Source organism: Streptomyces argenteolus (assembly GCF_042902585.1).
GTDB lineage: Bacteria > Actinomycetota > Actinomycetes > Streptomycetales > Streptomycetaceae > Streptomyces > Streptomyces argenteolus.
Genome location: NZ_JBIBEG010000001.1, coordinates 342057 through 361313, shown reverse-complemented (window position 1 = coordinate 361313; position 19257 = coordinate 342057). Strand labels below are relative to the sequence as shown.

The following is a 19257-nucleotide window of genomic DNA, read 5'->3' as shown; positions in this document are numbered from 1 at the left end:
GCGCCTCGACGGTGAGGCGCCGTCAGCCGTCCGTCACCGGCGGTCAGCCGACCGGAGCGTCCTTCCGCAGCCGGAACCAGTAGAAACCGTGCCCCGCGAGCGTCAGCAGATAGGGCCACTGACCGACGGCCGGGAAGCGCACCCCGCCGATCAGCTCCACGGGATGACGCCCGTTGAAGGCCCGCAGATCGAGCTCTGTCGGCTGTGCGAACCGTGAGAAGTTGTGGACGCACAGCACGAGGTCGTCCTTGTACTCCCGCGTGAACGCGATCACCGCCGGGTTGGACGAGGGCAGTTCGTTGTACGAGCCGAGGCCGAAGGCCGGGTTCTGCTTGCGGATCTCGATCATCCGCCGCGTCCAGTGCAGCAGCGACGACGGCGAGGCCATCGACGCCTCGACGTTGGTCACCTGGTAGCCGTAGACCGGGTCCATGATCGTGGGGAGGTAGAGCCGCCCCGGATCACTGGAGGAGAAACCGGCGTTGCGGTCGGGCGTCCACTGCATCGGGGTGCGGACGGCGTCCCGGTCGCCCAGCCAGATGTTGTCGCCCATCCCGATCTCGTCCCCGTAGTAGAGGATCGGGGAGCCGGGCAGCGACAGGAGCAGCGCCGTGAACAGCTCGATCTGGTTGCGGTCGTTGTCCAGGAGGGGCGCGAGACGCCGGCGGATGCCGATGTTGGCCCGCATCCGGGGATCCTTGGCGTACTCCGCGTACATGTAGTCGCGCTCTTCGTCCGTGACCATCTCGAGCGTGAGCTCGTCGTGGTTGCGCAGGAAGATGCCCCACTGGCAGCCGGACGGGATCTCCGGGGTCTTCGCGAGGATTTCCGAGACCGGGTAGCGGCTCTCGCGCCGTACGGCCATGAAGATCCGCGGCATCACGGGGAAGTGGAACGCCATGTGGCACTCGTCGCCCCCGGCCTGGAAGTCGCCGAAGTAGTCGACGACGTCCTCGGGCCACTGGTTGGCCTCGGCCAGCAGCACCGTGTCCGGGTAGTTGGCGTCGATCTCCTTGCGGACCCGCTTGAGGAAGCCGTGGGTCTCGGGGAGGTTCTCGCAGTTGGTTCCCTCACGCTGGTAGAGGTAGGGCACGGCGTCGACGCGGAAGCCGTCGATGCCGAGGTCCAGCCAGAAGCGCAGGGCCGAGATGATCTCCTCCTGCACGGCCGGGTTCTCGTAGTTGAGATCCGGCTGGTGCGAGAAGAAGCGGTGCCAGTAGTACTGCTTGCGGACCGGGTCGAAGGTCCAGTTGGACGTCTCGGTGTCGACGAAGATGATCCGGGCGTCCGGGAACTGCTTGTCGTCGTCGGCCCAGACGTAGTAGTCGCCGTACGGGCCGTCCGGGTCGGTGCGGGACTGCTGGAACCAGTCGTGCTGATCGCTCGTGTGGTTCATGACGAAGTCGATGATCACGCGCATGCCGCGCTGGTGCGCGGCGTCGACGAACTCCACGAAGTCGGCGAGGTCGCCGAATTCGGGCAGCACGGCGGTGTAGTCGGACACGTCGTAACCGCCGTCGCGCAGAGGCGACTTGAAGAACGGCGGCAGCCACAGGCAGTCGACGCCCAGCCACTGCAGGTAGTCCAGCTTGGCGGTGAGGCCCTTGAGGTCACCGACGCCGTCTCCGTTGGAGTCCTGGAAGGACCGGACGAGTACCTCGTAGAAGACGGCGCGCTTGAACCAGTCGGGATCGCGGTCCTTGGCGGGAGTGTCCTCGAACAGGTCGTGGACGGGCTCATTGACGATCATGGTGTGGGTGACCCTCCGGTCGGCGGGGACGGTCGCAGGACCGCGATGTGCGCCGGTGTCACACCCGGCTCGAGACGCACATAGAAGGCCCTGCCCCAGTGATAGGTGTCGCCGGTGAGCTCGTCGCGCACCGGCACGCTCTCGTGCCAGTCGAGGCCGAGACGCGGCATGTCCAACGAGACCGTGGCCTCCTGGGTGTGGTGAGGGTCGAGGTTGACGACCACCAGGACGACGTCCGAACCGGAGCGCTTGCTGTAGGCGATCAGCGCCTCGTTGTCGACCTGGTGGAAGTGCACGTCGCGCAGTTGCTGGAGCGCCGGATGGCGACGCCGGATCCGGTTGAGGGAGGTGATCAGGGGAGCGAGCGAGCGGCCCTCACGTTCCGCCGACTCCCAGTCCCTGGGCCTGAGTTGGTACTTCTCGGAGTCCTGGTACTCCTCGCTCCCGGGACGCACCGGGGTGTTCTCGTACAGCTCGAAGCCGGCGTACACGCCCCACGAGGGGGAGAGCGTCGAGGCCAGCACGGCCCGGGCCTCGAAGGCGGGACGTCCGCCCTCCTGGAGATAACCCGGAAGAATGTCGGGCGTGTTCACGAAGAAGTTCGGCCGCATGTACGAGGCGCTCTCGCCCGAGAGCTCGGACACGTACTCGGTGAGTTCCTGCTTCGTGTTACGCCAGGTGAAGTACGTGTAGGACTGCTGGAAGCCCACCGAGGCCAGCGTGCGCATCATCGCGGGACGCGTGAAGGCCTCCGCGAGGAAGATCACGTCGGGGTCGGTCCGGTTGATGTCGGCGATCACCTTCTCCCAGAAGACGACCGGCTTGGTGTGCGGATTGTCGACACGGAAGATGCGTACGCCGTGGTCCATCCAGAACCGGAGGACGCGCGTCGTCTCGGCGACGATCCCGCTCATGTCCGCGTCGAAGGCGATCGGATAGATGTCCTGGTACTTCTTGGGCGGGTTCTCGGCGTAGGCGATGGTGCCGTCGGGCCGGTGGTGGAACCACTCAGGGTGCTCGGACACCCAGGGGTGGTCCGGGGAGCACTGGAGGGCGAAGTCCAGGGCGATCTCCATCCGGAGCGTGCGGGCCGTCGCGACGAAGTGGTCGAAGTCCTCGATGGTGCCGAGATCCGGGTGGACGGCGTCGTGCCCGCCGTCGGCGGAACCGATCGCCCAGGGCACACCCGGGTCGTCCGGGCCGGGTGTGAGGCTGTTGTTGGGGCCCTTGCGGTGGGTGGTGCCGATGGGGTGGATCGGGGGGAGGTAGACGACGTCGAAGCCCATCGCGGCCACGGCGGGCAGCCGCTCGGCGGCCGTCCGGAAGGTGCCGCTGACCAGCCTGGGGGACGGCGGGGTGAGCTCGGCCGTCACCCTGGGGCTCTTCTTCCGCGCGGCGGCCGTCGTGGTCTTCGCGGTCTTCGCTGTCCTGGCCGCCCGTGAGGCGCGGGCCGGCTTCGGCGGTGCGGTCTCCTCCCACCGCGCCCCCTCCGAGCGGGGGAACAGCTCGTACCAGGAGCCGTAGAGGGCGCGCCGGCGCTCCACGGTCAGCGGCATCGGGCGGGAGGCGGTGACCAGTTCCCGCAGGGGGTGGCGGCCGAGCGCCTCGTCCACCTCGGGGGCGAGCGCGGCCGCCAGCCGGTCGGCCGCGGGGCGGCCCGTGTCGCGCAGGGCGTCGACGGCGGCCAGCACGGCCTCGCGGCCGTCCTGCTTGGGCACGCCTTCGGCGGCACGGGCGTGCAGCTCGGCGCCCTCCTCCAGGACCAGGTCCGTGTCGATGCCCGCCGGGATCTTGATCGTGGCGTGGGCGCGCCAGGTGGTGACCGGATCGCTCCACGCCTCGACGGTGTACGTCCAGTGGCCCTCGGCCACCGGGGTCACCTCGGCGCCCCAGCGGTCCGTGCCGGGAGCGAGCTCGCGCATCGGCGTCCAGGGGCCGGGCCGTCCGTTCGGGTCGCACAGGACGACATTGGCGGCCACCGCGTCGTGTCCCTCGCGGAACACGGTGGCGCTGACCTCGAAGGTCTCGCCCGCGACGGCTTTGGCCGGACGTCTGCCGCAGTCGACGAGCGGACGGACGTCCAGGACGGGAATGCGACCGATCATGGAATCACCTGGGGGTCGGAGCTCGGCATGCACGGCGCGCGACGTGGGCGTGAAGGGCTGACCGCGCGCGCCGCGATGGTGGGGTTGCGTCCTTTGTAGCTGCTCAGTTGTCGGCTGGCGGGCTGTGGGCATGGCCGCTCCTGTCCGCGTTCACTCGAATGGACTCGAATGGCAGGTGCGCGGGGGGTTCCTGCTCCGACCGGGGCACCTGGGGTGTGCAGCGCGGGGGGTGTGTACCGGGGGAGCCTTCCCACCGCTTTCGGGCGGCCAACCCGGCGGCGTGTTAACTCCTGGGTCCAACAGGTGCACGCGCTGTGGGCCGCGCGCCGTTCCCCCGGCCGGCACGTGGGCACCTCCGCAGCCTTCCCCGTGGCGCGGGGTGCCACAAGTCCGAACGAGGAGGGGAAATCAGCCATATCGCCCGTGACGGAGGAGGGCGAAACAGGCGCATCTGGCCCAAGCGGCGACAGGGGCCGGAGGGGTGTCCGGGACGCCTGTGACCCGAGTGGCGCGGGAGGCGGCAGGGGGAGAGCGCGCCCGGTGCAGCGCCGGGGGCGGGGGCGGGCGGCCCGCGCCGGGCCGGACCCACTGAGCCGGTCGCGCGCCGTGGCCGCCCGGCGCGCCGCACCGCTACCGTCGAGGGTGACGGAGAGGGCGTACACCGTCGTGCGTCCCCTCGGATCCGTACGTCCCCTGTAAAGGTGGGATACGTGAAGGCCATTCGTCGATTCACCGTGCGTCCCGTCCTCCCCGAACCCCTGCGACCGCTCAGCGACCTCGCCCGTAACCTGCGCTGGTCCTGGCACACCGAGACCCAACAGCTCTTCCAGGCCGCCGACCCCGAGGGCTGGCGGCCCGCGGACGCCGACCCCGTGCGCCTGCTGGGCGCCGTCTCCGCCGCGCGCCTCGCCGAGCTGGCCGGGGACCAGCACTTCCTGCGACGGCTCACCGAGGTGTCCGAGGACCTGCGGGCCTACCTCGGCGGCCCGAGGTGGTATCAGGACCAGCTCTCCGGCGGCGCGGAGCTCCCCGCCGCCATCGCCTACTTCTCACCCGAATTCGGGGTCACCGCGGCCCTGCCCCAGTACTCGGGAGGGCTCGGCATCCTCGCCGGGGACCACCTGAAGGCCGCCAGTGACCTGGGCGTGCCGCTCATCGGGGTGGGCCTGCTCTACCGCCACGGGTACTTCCGCCAGAGTCTGTCCAGGGACGGCTGGCAGCAGGAGCACTACCCCGTACTGGACCCCAACGAGCTGCCGCTCACCCTCCTGCGGGAGGCCGACGGCACGCCCAGCAGGGTGGTGCTCGCCCTGCCCGGCGGGCGCTCCCTGTACGCCTCGGTCTGGCAGGCCCAGGTCGGCCGCGTCCCCCTGCTGCTCCTGGACTCCGACGTCGAGGAGAACGCGCCGGGGGAACGCGACGTCACCGACCGGCTCTACGGCGGCGGCAGCGACCACCGGCTGCTCCAGGAGATGCTGCTCGGCATCGGCGGGGTGCGCGCCGTGCGGACCTACTGCCGGCTGACCGGGCACGCCGCTCCCGAGGTGTTCCACACCAACGAGGGCCACGCCGGATTCCTCGGCCTGGAGCGCATCCGGGAACTCGCCGAGGCCGGTGTGGACTTCGACGCCGCGCTGGAGATCGTCCGGGCGGGGGCGGTGTTCACCACCCACACGCCGGTGCCCGCCGGCATAGACCGGTTCGAACGCCAGCTCGTGGCCCGACATTTCGGTGACGACGGCGAGCTCCCCGGGGTCCCGGTCGACCGGATCCTGCGCCTCGGGATGGAGACCTACCCCGGTGGCGAGCCCGACCTCTTCAACATGGCGGTGATGGGCCTGCGGCTCGCCCAGCGCGCCAACGGGGTCTCCACCCTGCACGGGTCCGTCAGCCGGGAGATGTTCTCCGGGCTGTGGCCGGGATTCGACCCCTCCGAGGTGCCGATCACCTCGGTGACCAACGGGGTGCACGCCCCGACCTGGGTCGCCCCCGAAGTCCTCCGGCTCGGCGCCCTCACCGTCGGATCCGAACGCGCGGAGGACGCGCTCGCCGGCGCCGGGGGCGGCCGGGCGGACCGTACCGGCGGCGGGGCGGGCGCCACACCCCGGCGCTGGGACGCGGTGACCGGTGTCCCCGACCGTGAGATCTGGGACCTGCGCCGCGGGCTGCGCGAGCAGCTCGTCGCCGAGGTCCGCAAACGGCTCTACGCCTCCTGGCGCAGGCGCGGCGCGGGCACCGCCGAACTCGGCTGGATCGACGGGGTCCTCGACCCGGACGTGCTCACCATCGGATTCGCGCGCCGGGTTCCCTCGTACAAGCGGCTCACCCTCATGCTGCACGACCGCGACCGGCTGCGGGACCTGCTGCTGCACCCCACCCACCCCATCCAGATCGTGGTCGCCGGAAAGGCCCACCCGGCCGACGACGGCGGCAAGCGGCTGGTCCAGGAACTGGTGCGCTTCTCGGACGACCCGAAGGTGCGCCACCGCATCGTCTTCCTGCCGGACTACGGCATGGGGATGGCGCAGAAGCTCTACCCGGGCTGCGACGTGTGGCTCAACAACCCGCTGCGCCCCCTGGAGGCCTGCGGTACGAGCGGGATGAAGGCGGCGCTCAACGGCTGCCTCAACCTCTCGGTGCGGGACGGCTGGTGGGACGAGTGGTTCGAGCCGGACTTCGGCTGGGCGATCCCCACCGCCGACGGCTCCGCCACCGACGAGGAGCGGCGCGACGAGCTGGAGGCGGGCGCCCTGTACTCCCTGATCGAGGACCGGGTGGCGCCGCGCTTCTACGACCGCAACGCGCAGGACCTGCCCGAGCGGTGGATCGAGATGGTCCGCCGCACCCTGGTCACCCTGGGCCCCAAGGTGCTCGCGGGGCGGATGGTGCGGGAGTACGTGGAGCGCCTCTACGCTCCCGCGGCGCTCGCGCGCCGGGCGCTGGAGCCCGCGACGGCGCGTGAGCTCGCCGCCTGGAAGGCCAGGATCCGCGCGGCCTGGCCCCAGGTCGCCGTCGACCATGTGGAGGCCTCGGCCGACACGGTCGTGGGCGGCTCGGCCGAGCTGGGGTCCACCCTGGCGCTCCGGGTCCGGATCGCCCTCGGCGGTCTCGACCCGGACGACGTCGAGGTGCAGGTGGTCGCCGGGCGTGTCGACTCCGGCGACGCGATCGCGGAGGCCCAGACGTTCCCACTGAAGCCGGCCGGCGGGCACGACCTGGAGGACCGCTGGCTGTACGAGGGCCCGCTCGCCCTGGACCGCACGGGTCCGTACGGCTACACCGTGCGCGTGCTGCCCTCGCATCCGCTGCTCGCCTCGGGCGCCGAGCTCGGCCTCGTCGCGGTGCCGAACGCGGCCACGGTCGACGGCGGCGGGGTGCTCCTGCGCTGACGTCACGGTTACCGGTGGGCCCGGCGCGTGTCCGCGGCGCCGGGCCCACCCGCGCGACGCCCGTACCACCGCAGAACCGGCAGGGGTGTTTTCGCCGTGATCTCGCTAACATGACAGCCGTGCCGGTGTGCCCCTGCAGCCACCGACGTGACAGCGAGGCGTTCCCGCACGGGAACGCGAGTGGAGGTCAGCACGGTGAACGGCGGCGGAGGCCGAGCAAGACGCCTGACCCGTCGGCTGGCCACGCGGAACGGCGCCTCCCGGCCGCTGCACGTCCGCCGCCCGGATTCCGCCCCGCTGCGCGGCGACCGCTTCACCACCGCGGCCCGTATGCGCTGGCTCAACGCGGCGAGCACCCGCATCGGCACCACCCTCGACCTGGAACGGACGGCCGAGGAGCTGGCCGCCTTCAGCGTCCCGCGGCTGGCCGACGGCGCCGCCGTCGACGTGCTGGAGTCGGTGCTGCGCGGTGAGGAGGGCGAGCGCGTGACCGGCGCGGCGGTCCCCGTCACCCGGGCCATGGCCGTCCGGGCCATCGACGCGCTGAACGAGCTCGAACCCTCCCCGGTCGGCGAGGTGGTCGACCGCAGGGAGCGCCGCGAGACGCTGCTGACCACGGAGTGCCTGCGCAACGGCCGGCCCGTGCTGGTCAGCAGGATGACCCTGGAGGACTACCGGCGCGTCACGCCCACCGACAGCGCGGCCCGCGCGATGCGGCGGCAGGGGGTCCACAGCTACATGGCGGTGCCGCTGATCGCCCGGGGCGTCCTGCTCGGCTCCGCCGACTTCGTACGGGCCGGGAGCAGCCCGCCCTTCAACCGCGCCGACCTCGACCTGGCCGGACAGCTGGGCGCCATGGCCGCCGTGTTCATCGACAACGCCCGGCTCTACGGACGCGAACGCCAGCACGTCGTCTCGCTCCAGCGGAGCCTGCTCCCGCGCGCCACACCCCACACGCCCGGCCTGGCCGTCCACGCCCACTACGCCCCCGCGGTCGACGCGCACGGGGTGGGCGGCGACTGGTACGACGTGGTGGCGCTCCCCGGCGGGCGGACGGCGCTGGTCGTCGGCGACGTCACCGGCCACGGGCTGCCCGCCGCCGCGACGATGGGCCGGCTGCGGGCCGTCGCCCGCACCCTGATGATGCTGGACATCGCGCCCCACCAGGTGCTCGCCCGGCTGGACCTGGCGACCCGCGACCTGGAGGACGACCAGGTCGCCACCTGCCTGTGCGCGGTCTACGACCCGGCGGACTCCAGCTACACCATCGCGAGCGCGGGGCATCCGCCGCCGCTGCTCGTCGGCTCCGACGGTGCCGCCCGCTACGTCGACGTACCGGTCGGGGCGCCGCTGGGCGCCGGGGTCATCCCGTACGACCCCCTGCGGCTGCGGGGACCGGCGGGTGGCCGGCTGGTGCTCTACACCGACGGGCTGATCAAGACCAGGACCGACGACGTGGACGTCCAGCTGGAGCGGCTGCGTACGTCGGTGGCCGCGATGGAGCCCGGGCAGCTCGACGCCGGGGGCCCGCTCACCTCGCCGCGCCAGGACGACGGGCGCTTCGACGAGGCGGTGCTGCTGGTCGCGGGGGGCCATACTCCGCCGCACGAACTGCGGTTGCGGGAGTGGGACCTGCCCACGGTGGGCAACCCGGCCTCCACCGCGCGCAAGCTGGTCACCGAGCAGCTCGGCCGGTGGGGCCTCGACGAGCTCGCCGACGTGACGGAGCTGGTCGTCAGCGAGCTGGTCGGCAACGCCCTGCGCTACGGCGGGGGTCCCGGCCGGCTCAGGCTGCTGTACGACGAGCGGCTCCAGGTGGAACTCTCCGACACCGGGCCCGATCTGCCGCAGATCCAGCACGCCGGCGTCAGCGACGAGGGCGGGCGGGGACTTCAGCTCATCAACCTGCTGTGCCGCAGATGGGGTTCGTGCCGCACGGCGACCGGCAAGGTCGTCTGGGCCGAGCAGAACCTTCCCGGCTGAACGCCCGACGGCCCGGGGGAGCACGCTCCCCCGGGCCGTCCGTTCCGTGGTCCGCGCGGCGCCCGCTCAGCGCCGGCGGAGGATCAGAACGTGAGCTTGACGCTGTTGAAGGTGCCGGTGTCGCCCGAGTAGGCGTCCTGGATCCTCAGGTTCCACGTGCCGTTGGCCACCTCGGACGAGGCGTTGACCGTGTAGGTCGCCACCACGTTGTCCGCGGAGTCGCTCGACGAGGAGTTCTTCAGCCGGTACGCCGTGCCGTCCGGGGCGACGAGGTCGAGCACCAGGTCACCGCGGTAGGTGTGCGTGATGTTGACCGCCACCGAGAGGTCACTGGGCGCGTTGCCGGTGACACCGCTGACGACGACGGGGATGTTGGTGGTGCTCCGGTCGGCGATGGCCTTGACGGTCGTGTTCTGGAAGACCGTGCCGCCCGGGTCCGGGTCGGTGCCGCCACCGGGGCGGGAGCCGACGGCGATGCCGGCCCACGCGTTGGCGACCGCGGTGTACTCGGCGCTCGTGGTGCCGTACAGCTCACCGGCCACGGCGAGGGTGCCGGTGCGGGCCGCCGCGTAGTTCGTGGTGGAGGTGAACTTCGTGGTGAGCGCCTTGAACCAGATCTGCAGCGCCTTGTCCCGGCCGATGCCGGTCACCGGGAGGCCGTCGGACGTCGGGGAGTTGTAGGACACCCCGTTGACGGTCTTGGCGCCGCTGCCCTCGGAGAGCAGGTAGAAGAAGTGGTTCGCCGGGCCCGAGGAGTAGTGGACGTCGACCGAGCCGAGGCCGGAGTACCAGTAGTCCTTGGACGCGCCGTCCTTGCTCGGCTTGTCCATGTAACGCAGCGGCGTGCCGTCGCCGTTGATGTCGATCTTCTCGCCGACGAGGTAGTCGCCCGGGTCGGTCGCCGTGTTGGAGTAGAACTCCACGCCCGCCGCGAAGATGTCCGAGGTGGCCTCGTTGAGACCGCCCGACTCACCGCTGTAGTTGAGGCCGGCGGTGTTGGAGGTGACGCCGTGCGTCATCTCGTGCGCCGCCACGTCCAGCGAGGTCAGGGGCGCGAGGTTGCCGCTGCCGTCGCCGTACGTCATGCAGAAGCAGCTGTCGGACCAGAAGGCGTTGACGTAGTTGTTGCCGTAGTGGACACGGGAGTACGCGCCCACGCCGTCGCCCTTGATACCGCTGCGGCCCATGACGTTCTTGTAGAAGTCCCAGGTCTCCGCGGCGCCGTAGTGCGCGTCGGCCGCGGCGGTCTCGGTGTTGGACGCGCTGCCGTTGCCCCAGACGTCGTCGGTGCCCGAGAACAGCGTCCCCGTGCCCGAGGTGCCGCGGTTCAGGTTGTACGTCTTGTGGTTGCCCCGCGCGGTGTCCGTCAGGTTGTAGGAGCTGCCGGAGCCCGAGGTCCCCAGGGTGACCTGACCGCTGTACTGGGTGTTGCCCGTGCCGTTCTCGATGGCCTGCCACTCGTAGAGCTTGGCGCCGGACGAGGCGTCGGTGATGACGTGCAGCTCGTTCGGCGTGCCGTCGTGCTGGAGGCCGCCGACCACCGTCTCGTACGCCAGCTGCGGGGTGCCGCTCGCGGCCCAGACGACCTTGCGCGGGGCCTTGCTGGCCTCGGTGCTCTTCGAGCCGTCGGCACGGGCCGCGGTGAGCGCCTGCTTCTCGGCGGTGGCCGGGGCGACGGCGGCCGTGCTGCCGACGGCCTTCAGCTGCGCACCGGTCGCCTTGGAGGCCTTGGTGACCGCCTCGGTCGCTCCCGCCTTCGAGGCGGTGACGACCAGGTCGCCGCCGAGGACGGGGAGGCCGTCCAGCGTGCGCTCGTAGCGGGTGTGGGTGGTGCCGTCGACGTCCTTGACGACATCGCGGACGACGAGCTTCTCCGTGGCTCCGAGACCGAGCTCCTCGGCGGTCGCCGCCTTGGTGGAGTTCGCCTCCCTGAGCAGCTCGGCGCGCTGCGCCGGGGAGAGCTTCGCGGGAAGGGCGCCCGGGTCGGCGCCCTTCACCGCGGCGGCCGGGGCGGCGGTCGCGGCCTCGGGGGCGGCCGTGGCGGCACCGCCCTGCATTCCGACGGCGAGGAGTGCTGCTGCGGCTATCAGAGCGCCGGTCGCTGTGGCACGACGGCTGGGCGTGGGTCTCACGCGGACTCCTTCTGCGAGGGGGGTCACGGTCGGCGGGGTAGAGCCGGCCGGCAGAGCAGGCGGTGCGCGGAACGGGGGAAGAGTGCCAGCAGAACCAGGTGTGTGTCAGGAGCGCGTCAACACATTGGCCGGAAGTCGTCCGTTGCCGGAAGTGCCGTGTTCGTTAAGCGAACGTTTCCCCGTGTGTCGCCCGAGGGTGGCCGGGATCCCGCCGAGGCGCCGGGAACCCTGTATTCGCAGGGTGCGTTGAGGTTCAGCCCTCGCTCGCGCCGAACGGCGGGCGGAATGCGAAGCGGAGGGGGACCACGTGCTGAGACGGCGCGGAACTGTGGCCAGTTCCGCGCCGTCCCCTGTGGCCTGTCTCCGCCGTCGTGGCCCCGGGGCCGGCGGAAGCCGTCAGGCCAGGCTCTCCCGCCACGCCTTGTGCAGCCCGGCGAAACGGCCGTCGCCCCCGATGAGTTCGGCCGGCGTCCCGTCCTCGACGATCCGGCCGTGCTCCATCACGAGCACCCGGTCCGCGATCTCGACCGTCGACAGCCGGTGGGCGATGACGACCGCCGTACGCCCGTGCAGGACGGTGTCCATGGCCCGCTGCACGGCCCGCTCGCCGGGGACGTCGAGCGAGCTCGTGGCCTCGTCGAGGATCAGCACGGCCGGGTCGGCGAGCAAAGCGCGCGCGAAGGCGACGAGTTGACGCTGACCTGCGGAGATCCGCCCGCCCCGCTTGCGGACGTCCGTCTCGTACCCGTCGGGCAGCGCGGTGATGAAGTCGTGCGCCCCGATGGCCTTGGCGGCGCGCTCGATCTCCTCGGGACCCGCCTCCGGGCGGCCGATCGCGATGTTCTCGGCGATCGTCCCGGAGAACAGGAACGCCTCCTGGGTCACCATCACCACACCCCGGCGCAGTTCGGGCGTCGCCAGATCGCGCAGATCGGTGCCGTCCAGCAGCACGCGCCCCTCGGTGGGGTCGTAGAAGCGCGCCAGCAGCTTGGCGAGCGTCGACTTGCCCGCGCCCGTCGAGCCGACCACGGCCACGGTCTGCCCCGCCGGGATCGTCAGCGCGAACCGGGGGAGGACCTCTCCACCCGTCCGGTACGCGAAACGCACCTCGTCGAAGACGACCTCGCGGCCCGGGTGCTCACCGGTCAGGGCGGGCAGGACCTTCGGCGCGACCGGCTCGGGCACGGTGGGCGTCTGCGCCAGCAGGCCGGCGATCTTCTCCAGCGAAGCAGCCGCCGACTGGTAGGAGTTGAGGAACATCGCGAGCCGGTCGATCGGGTCGTACAGCCGCCGCAGATAGAGCACCGCGGCGGCCAGCACACCGAGCGCCAGCGTGCCCGACGCGACCCGGTAGGCGCCCCAGAGCACCATCGCCGCCACGGCGGTGTTGGCCACCAGGCGGGAACCGACGACGTAGCGCGCCATCTCCAGCAGGGCGTCGCCGTTGGTCCGCTCGTGGCGGCGGTTGAGCACCGCGAACTCCGTGTCGTTGGCACGCTCCCTGCGGAAGGCCTGCACGGGCCTGATCCCGTTCATCGTCTCGGCGAACTTCACGATGACCGCGGCGATCGCCGAGGAGCGCGCCGAGTACGCCGTGGAGGCGCGCCGGCGGTAGCTGCGCACCAGCAGGTACAGCGGCACGAAGGAGGCCACCGCGATGGCGCCGATGCCGAGGTCGAGCCAGAGCAGCATCAGGGAGATGGACACGAACGACAGGACCACGCCGATCAGTTCCTGGAGTCCCTCGCTCAGCAGCTCGCGCAGGGACTCCACGTCGGTGGTCGACCGGGAGATGAGCCGGCCCGAGGTGTAGCGCTCGTGGAAGTCCACGCTCAGCGCCTGGGCGTGCCGGAAGATCCGTCCGCGCAGGTCGAGCAGGACGTCCTGGTTGATCCGCGCGGCGGCCCGGATGAAGGCGTACTGGAGGAGCCCGGCGCCCACCGAGCACACCGCGTACCCGGCGCCCACGGCGGCCAGCGGACCGTAGTCGTGGTCCCGGAAGGCGGGCACCGCGCTGTCGATGGCGTACGCGACGAGCAGCGGGCCCGCCTGTACCGCGGCCTGCTGGAACACCAGGACGAGGGCGGCCACGGCCACCCTGGCACGCAGCGGACCGAGCAGGGACGTCAGCAGGGCCCAGGTGGCCCCGCGCGGGGCGGGCAGGGCGTCGCGGTCGAACAGGTCACCGTCACCCGGTGGCCGCCCCGCCTCCCCCTCGGGCAGGTCGTCGCCGGTGAGGGCGGGGCCGTCGGCAGTGGTACTGGTCATCGGATACCGCCCTCCTCGGGGACGGGAAGACCGGCGCCCCGGTCACCGGACATCAGCCAGGCGTACTCCGCGTCGGTGCGCAGGAGTTCCTGATGGGTGCCGACCGCCCTGATCCGGCCGCCGGACAGCAGGGCCACCCGGTCCGCCAGCATCACCGTGGACGGCCGGTGGGCGACGACCAGGGCGGTCGTCCCCTCCAGCACCCGCCGCAGGGCCGCCTCCACCAGGGCCTCCGTGTGCACGTCCAGCGCGGAGAGCGGGTCGTCGAGCACCAGGAAGCGAGGCTCGCCGACCACCGCGCGGGCCAGCGCGAGACGCTGCCGCTGCCCCCCGGAGAGGCTCAGGCCCTGCTCGCCTACCTGGGTGCCCACACCCTGCGGAAGGTCGTGGACGAAATCGGCCTGGGCGACGGACAGCGCCCGCAGCAGGTGTTCCTCGCCCGCGTCCTCGGCCCCCAGCAGCACGTTCTCGCCCACGGTCGCGGAGAAGAGGGTCGGCTCCTCGAAGGCCACCGACACCAGCTCACGCAGCCGGGGGCGCTCCATGGCGGCGATGTCCTCGCCGTCCAGCAGGATCCGGCCCGCCGTGACGTCGTGCAGCCGGGGGACGAGCGCCGTCAGCGTCGTCTTCCCGGAGCCCGTGGCCCCCACCAGGGCCAGGGTCTCGCCGGGACGGATCCGCAGATCGATCCGGGCCAGCACAGGAGGGGAGCCGGGGTCGGCGTCGGGGTAGCGGAACTCCACCCCGTCGAAGACGAGGCCCTCTTCGCCCCGGGCCTCCGTCCTCGCCCGCGGCGCGGGTTCCGCCTCCTCGGGGACGTCCATCACCTCGAAGTAGCGGTCGGCGGCCGTCGCGGACTCCTGGCTCATCGCCAGCAGGAAACCGATCGACTCGACCGGCCAGCGCAGCGCCAGGGCGGTCGAGAGGAACGCGACGAGCGTCCCGGCCGACAGATTCCCGTCCGCCACCTCGATCGTCCCGAGCACCAGCGCCGCCCCGATCGCCAGCTCGGGGATGGCGGTGATGAGCGCCCAGATCCCGGCGAGCAGCCGGGCCTTGCCCAGCTCCGTGGTGCGCAGCCGCCGGGCCAGCGCACGGAAGGCCAGTGCCTGGCTGCGGTTGCGTCCGAAGCCCTTGACGACACGGATGCCGAGCACGCTCTCCTCGACGACCGTGGTCAGATCGCCGACCTGGTCCTGGGCCCTGCGCGCCACCACCGCGTACTTCGTCTCGAACAGCGAGCACAGGATCATCAGGGGCACGGCGGGCGCGAGGAGGACCAGCCCCAGCGACCACTCCTGGGCGAACAGGATCACGAAACCGACCACGATGGTCGTGCCGTTGACCAGGAGGAACGTCAGCGGGAAGGCCAGGAACATCCGCAGCAGCATCAGATCGGTGGTGCCGCGCGACAGCAACTGACCCGAGGGCCAGCGGTCGTGGAACGCCACGGGCAGCCGCTGGAGATGGCGGTAGAGATCGGCGCGCATGGACGCCTCGACCCCGGCCAGCGGCCGGGCCACCAGCCATCGCCGGAGGCCGAAGAGGCCCGCCTCCGCGATGCCCAGGAGCAGCAGGTAGAGCGCGCCCAGCCAGACCCCGCCCGGATCGCGGTCGGCGACCGGGCCGTCCACCATCCACTTCAGGACCAGGGGGATCACCAGGGCGAGACAGGAGGCCAGCACCGCCACGAGGGCGGCGCTGATCCAGCGGGCTCGCACCGGTCTGACGTAGGGCCACAGGCGCAGGAGGGAGCGCACGGCGGACCGGTCCGTGGGCTCTGCAGGTTTTTCGGGCATCAGGAGCGAGCCTATGGTTCACCACTGACATCGCTCACGTGAATTTCCGGTCACGCCTGCCGGGTCGTACCGCCGGGTCAACCGATCGGCTGATGCCGGTCCGAGCGTGACGGTGGATACCGGCGCCGTACGCCCGGCGCAATCCTTGCGGGCATGGCAGTCATCGAAGTGAACGGGGTCCGCAAGGCCTACGGGGGCCGTCCCGTCGTCGACGGGGTGAGCTTCGCCGTCGAGGAAGGGGAGATCTTCGGGATACTCGGCCCCAACGGCGCCGGTAAGACCACGACCGTGGAGTGCGTCGAAGGGCTGCGGACACCCGACGCGGGCACCGTCAGGGTCGCCGGCCTCGACCCGGCCACCGACCGCCACGAGGTCACCCAGCTGCTGGGCGCCCAGCTCCAGGAGAGCGAACTCCAGCCCAAACTGACCGTGCGGGAGGCGCTGGAGCTCTACAGCGCCTTCTACCCCAGGCCCGCCGATTGGCGTGCGCTCGCCGCACGGCTCGGGCTGGACGGCCACCTCGGCCGTCCCTTCGCCACGCTCTCCGGTGGGCAGAAGCAGCGCCTCTTCATCGCGCTCGCCCTCATCGGCAACCCCCGCGTGGTCGTCCTGGACGAGCTCACCACCGGCCTCGACCCCCGGGCCCGGCGCGACACCTGGCACCTCATCGAGGAGGCCCGGGACGGCGGGGTGACCGTCCTGCTCGTCACCCACTTCATGGAGGAGGCCCAGCGGCTCTGCGACCGGATCGCGGTGATCGACAAGGGCCGGGTCGTGGCGCTGGACACCCCCGGCGGGCTCATCGGCAGCTCTGCGGGATCCACCGCCATTTCCTTCACGCCGTCTGCCCCGCTTCCGCCCGGCGACCTCGCCGGCCTGCCCGGAGCGGTCTCCGTCGAGGTCGCGGACCCCGGGGGCCGGGTCGTCATCCACGGTACCGACGACACCGCCAACGCCGTCATCACGCTCCTGGCCCGCCACCACGTCACCGCCCGTCAGCTCCGCGTCGTCGACGCCGGCCTGGACGACGTCTTCCTCGACCTCACGGAGCAGGCCTCATGACCACGACCACGCCCACTACCGCCTCCCGCACGGCCCCCGCCGTCGCCGTCCTCAGGGCGGAGACCCGGCTCTTCCTCCGTGAACCCGGCAGTCTCTTCTGGATCCTGGCCTTCCCGTCCGTCCTGCTCGTGATCCTCGGCTTCGTCCCGGCCTTCGCGGAGCCGCAGGACGACCTCGCGGGACGCCGGGTCATCGACCTCTACGTCCCCGTCTCGATCCTCCTCGCCATGATCATGGCCGGGCTCCAGGCGATGCCTCCGGTCCTCACCTCCTACCGCGAGCGCGGCGTCCTGCGCCGCATGTCCACCACCCCGGTGCGGCCCGGGGCACTCCTCACCGCCCAGATCACCCTGCACGGAGCCGCGGCGCTCGGTTCTGCGCTCCTCGTCGTGACGGTGGGCGGTCTCCTCCACGGCGTCCCGCTCCCCGGGCACCTGACCGGCTACGTCCTGGCGCTGCTGCTCGCCGTCGCCGTCGTCCTCGCCATGGGCGCCACCATCTGCGCCCTGTCCCGCACGACGAAGGCGGCCACCGCGGCCGGCTCGGTCGCGTACCTCGTGATGATGTTCACCGCGGGAGTCTGGGTGCCTGTCCAGGCGATGCCCGACACCCTGCGCCGCATCGTCGGGTTCACCCCGTTCGGCGCCGCCGCGCAGGCACTGGACCAGGCCGCCTCCGGCGACTGGCCGAGCTGGGCCTGCCTGGGCGTCGTCGCGGGGTGGACCGTGCTGCTGGGCTTCGCGGCGAGCCGCCTCTTCCGGTGGCAGTGACGCGGGGCGGCGGCCGGGGGAGACTGCGCGCATGACGCAGCCGCCGCGCCCCCCGCACCCCCGCGTCCCGGTGGCGCCCCGCACCGTGGAACACCGCTGGGAGCAGTTCTACCGCTACGGGCCCTATGTCGTGCTCACCCTGGCCACCCTCGTCTCGGCTGTCGCCGCCGGGCTGCTCATGACGCGCGACGAGATGTACACGGCCGGTGCGCTGGTCGCCGCGGCGTACGGGCTCCAGGCCTGGTGGGGCCGGGCCCGCCCGCGCACCGCACCGGCCGCGCCGGCGGCGGTGGCCTACTACGCGCTGCGGACCGTCCTCGCCTTCGCCCTGACCTGGCTCAACCCGTTCTTCGCGATCTACGCGGCCCTCGGCTACTTCGACGTCGAGCCGCTGCTGCCCAAGCCCGCCGTGCGCGTCGGGCTGCTCACCACGGCCGCCACCCTGGCAGGGTCGCAGAGCGGCGGCCTGCCACCGGCCTCCCTGATGAACTGGGTCGCGTTCGGGGCGCTGTACGGCCTCAACGCCGGCCTCGCCCTCTTCTTCTGGCACGCCGGGCTGCGCGAGGTGGAGAAGGCCCGGGTCCAGGCCGAGACCATCGATGAGCTCGAACGCACCAACATCCGGCTGGAGGAGGCCATGGCGGAGAACGCGGCCCTGCACGCCCAGCTCCTCGTCCAGGCCCGCGAGGCCGGGGTCGACGACGAGCGGCGCCGGCTCGCCGCCGAGATCCACGACACCCTCGCCCAGGGGCTCACCGGCATCATCACCCAGCTCCAGGCCGTCGCCTCCACCCGGGAGACCGACCCCCCGACCGCCCGCGTCCACCTGGAGCGGGCCGCGGCCCTGGCCCGCCACAGCCTCGGCGAGGCCCGGCGCTCCGTCCACGACCTGGCGCCCGCCGCGCTGGAGCACGACGACCTCCCCGTGGCGCTCGGCAGGACCGTCACGGGCTACGCGGAACGCAGCGGCGCACGGGCGGATCTCACCGTCACCGGCACCGTCGAGCCGCTCCACGACGAGGTCGGGGCCACCCTGCTGCGCATCGCGGAGGAGGCCCTCGCCAACGCCGCCCGGCACTCCGGCGCGACACGGGCGGGCGTCACGCTCTCCTACATGGGCGACGAGATAACCCTGGACGTCCGCGACGACGGCTGCGGCTTCGACCCGGCCGCCCTGCCCCCGCACAGCGGCGCCGGCGGCTTCGGCCTCCGCGGGATGCGGGCCCGCGCCGAACAGATCGCGGGCACGGTGGAGATCGAGACCGGACCCGGACAGGGCACGGCCGTCTCCGCCCGGGTACCGCTGGTACGGCGTACCTGACGGGCAGTAGCCTGCGGCGATATGACTGAGGCCACGGGCACCGCGCGCGTCATCACCCTCCTCGTCGTCGACGACCACCCCGTCGTACGCGACGGCCTGCGCGGCATGTTCGCCTCCGCGCCCGGCTTCGAGGTCCTCGGCGAGGCGGCGGACGGGGTGGCGGCGGTGGAACTCGCCCTCCGTCTCGACCCCGACGTCGTGCTGATGGACCTGCGGATGCCGGGCGGCGGGGGCGTGGCGGCCATCGCCCGGCTGGCCCGGCTCGGCGCCCGGTCCAGGGTGCTCGTCCTCACCACGTACGACACCGACTCCGACACGCTGCCCGCCATCGAGGCGGGCGCGACCGGCTACCTGCTCAAGGACGCGCCCCGCGACGAGCTCTTCACCGCCGTACGGGCCGCCGCCGACGGCCGCACCGTACTGTCCCCCGCGGTGGCCTCCCGCCTCGTGTCGCGGGTGCGCACCCCCACGGCTCCGGGCAACGAGTCGCTGTCCGCGCGCGAGCGCGAGGTGCTGGGACTCGTCGCCCGGGGGACCTCGAACCGGGAGATCGCCGCCGAACTCTTCATCAGCGAGGCGACCGTGAAGACCCACCTCACCCACGTCTTCGCCAAGCTGGGCGCGAAGGACCGCGCGGCGGCCGTCGCCGTCGCCTACGAGCGCGGCATCCTCGGCTGA

11 protein-coding genes are annotated in these 19257 nt (G+C 72.1%); 6 read left to right on the top strand and 5 right to left on the bottom strand.

All coding sequences use genetic code 11. The features are described 5' to 3' along the window. Positions 1 to 43: 43 nt before the first annotated feature. On the bottom strand, positions 44 to 1750 hold the full coding sequence (gene treS / locus ACFY8O_RS01555) for a maltose alpha-D-glucosyltransferase (RefSeq protein ID WP_145803027.1): 1707 nt from the start codon (positions 1748 to 1750) through the stop codon (positions 44 to 46). Then, the gene (locus tag ACFY8O_RS01550; protein ID WP_387897775.1) at positions 1747 to 3855 is read right to left on the bottom strand and encodes an alpha-1,4-glucan--maltose-1-phosphate maltosyltransferase; all 2109 of its coding nucleotides are present in this window, start codon (positions 3853 to 3855) and stop codon (positions 1747 to 1749) included. Before ACFY8O_RS01550 ends, treS begins: the two co-directional genes overlap by 4 nt. Before the next feature lie 710 nt (positions 3856 to 4565). Between ACFY8O_RS01550 and glgP the strand changes: the two genes are divergently transcribed. Beyond that, on the top strand, positions 4566 to 7244 hold the full coding sequence (gene glgP / locus ACFY8O_RS01545) for an alpha-glucan family phosphorylase (RefSeq protein ID WP_387897772.1): 2679 nt from the start codon (positions 4566 to 4568) through the stop codon (positions 7242 to 7244). Positions 7245 to 7424: 180 nt separating this feature from the next. Continuing rightward, positions 7425 to 9227, top strand: coding sequence for a SpoIIE family protein phosphatase (locus ACFY8O_RS01540; protein WP_387897769.1), 1803 nt, complete (start codon positions 7425 to 7427; stop codon positions 9225 to 9227). Between the two features lie 83 nt (positions 9228 to 9310). On the opposite strand, the gene ACFY8O_RS01535 is transcribed toward ACFY8O_RS01540, so the two are convergent. The 3 genes from ACFY8O_RS01535 to ACFY8O_RS01525 form a co-directional block, all read right to left on the bottom strand. After that, positions 9311 to 11359 carry a M4 family metallopeptidase gene (locus ACFY8O_RS01535; RefSeq protein WP_387897766.1) on the bottom strand — a complete coding sequence of 683 codons (2049 nt, stop codon included), beginning with the start codon at positions 11357 to 11359 and terminating at the stop codon, positions 9311 to 9313. A gap of 396 nt (positions 11360 to 11755) precedes the next feature. Next, entirely contained in the window at positions 11756 to 13627 is a 1872-nt protein-coding gene (locus ACFY8O_RS01530; RefSeq protein ID WP_387897763.1) for an ABC transporter ATP-binding protein, read from the bottom strand. Then, complete coding sequence (locus ACFY8O_RS01525; RefSeq protein ID WP_387897760.1) at positions 13624 to 15426, bottom strand: ABC transporter ATP-binding protein; 1803 nt, start codon at positions 15424 to 15426, stop codon at positions 13624 to 13626. The genes ACFY8O_RS01530 and ACFY8O_RS01525 overlap by 4 nt, the downstream gene beginning before the upstream one ends. 153 nt (positions 15427 to 15579) lie before the next feature. Between ACFY8O_RS01525 and ACFY8O_RS01520 the strand changes: the two genes are divergently transcribed. The 4 genes from ACFY8O_RS01520 to ACFY8O_RS01505 are packed head-to-tail and all read left to right on the top strand — an operon-like array spanning position 15580 to position 19257. Next, a complete protein-coding gene (locus ACFY8O_RS01520; RefSeq protein WP_387897757.1) occupies positions 15580 to 16488 on the top strand; it encodes an ABC transporter ATP-binding protein in 909 nt (302 codons plus the stop codon). Beyond that, on the top strand, positions 16485 to 17258 hold the full coding sequence (locus ACFY8O_RS01515) for an ABC transporter permease (protein ID WP_387897754.1): 774 nt from the start codon (positions 16485 to 16487) through the stop codon (positions 17256 to 17258). Before ACFY8O_RS01520 ends, ACFY8O_RS01515 begins: the two co-directional genes overlap by 4 nt. A gap of 31 nt (positions 17259 to 17289) precedes the next feature. Next, positions 17290 to 18579, top strand: coding sequence for a sensor histidine kinase (locus ACFY8O_RS01510; protein WP_387897751.1), 1290 nt, complete (start codon positions 17290 to 17292; stop codon positions 18577 to 18579). A 21-nt stretch (positions 18580 to 18600) separates the two neighbouring features. Beyond that, on the top strand, positions 18601 to 19257 hold the full coding sequence (locus tag ACFY8O_RS01505; RefSeq protein WP_145803010.1) for a response regulator: 657 nt from the start codon (positions 18601 to 18603) through the stop codon (positions 19255 to 19257).

What these genes read in the sequence shown, in the direction of transcription:
- ACFY8O_RS01515 (WP_387897754.1), top strand. Translation starts at nt 16,485, where the DNA reads ATGACCACGACCACGCCCACTACCGCCTCCCGCACGGCCCCCGCCGTC.
- ACFY8O_RS01510 (WP_387897751.1), top strand. Translation starts at nt 17,290, where the DNA reads ATGACGCAGCCGCCGCGCCCCCCGCACCCCCGCGTCCCGGTGGCGCCC.
- ACFY8O_RS01530 (WP_387897763.1), bottom strand. Translation starts at nt 13,627, where the DNA reads ATGACCAGTACCACTGCCGACGGCCCCGCCCTCACCGGCGACGACCTG.
- ACFY8O_RS01550 (WP_387897775.1), bottom strand. Translation starts at nt 3,855, where the DNA reads ATGATCGGTCGCATTCCCGTCCTGGACGTCCGTCCGCTCGTCGACTGC.
- ACFY8O_RS01525 (WP_387897760.1), bottom strand. Translation starts at nt 15,426, where the DNA reads ATGCCCGAAAAACCTGCAGAGCCCACGGACCGGTCCGCCGTGCGCTCC.
- treS (WP_145803027.1), bottom strand. Translation starts at nt 1,750, where the DNA reads ATGATCGTCAATGAGCCCGTCCACGACCTGTTCGAGGACACTCCCGCC.
- ACFY8O_RS01505 (WP_145803010.1), top strand. Translation starts at nt 18,601, where the DNA reads ATGACTGAGGCCACGGGCACCGCGCGCGTCATCACCCTCCTCGTCGTC.
- ACFY8O_RS01520 (WP_387897757.1), top strand. Translation starts at nt 15,580, where the DNA reads ATGGCAGTCATCGAAGTGAACGGGGTCCGCAAGGCCTACGGGGGCCGT.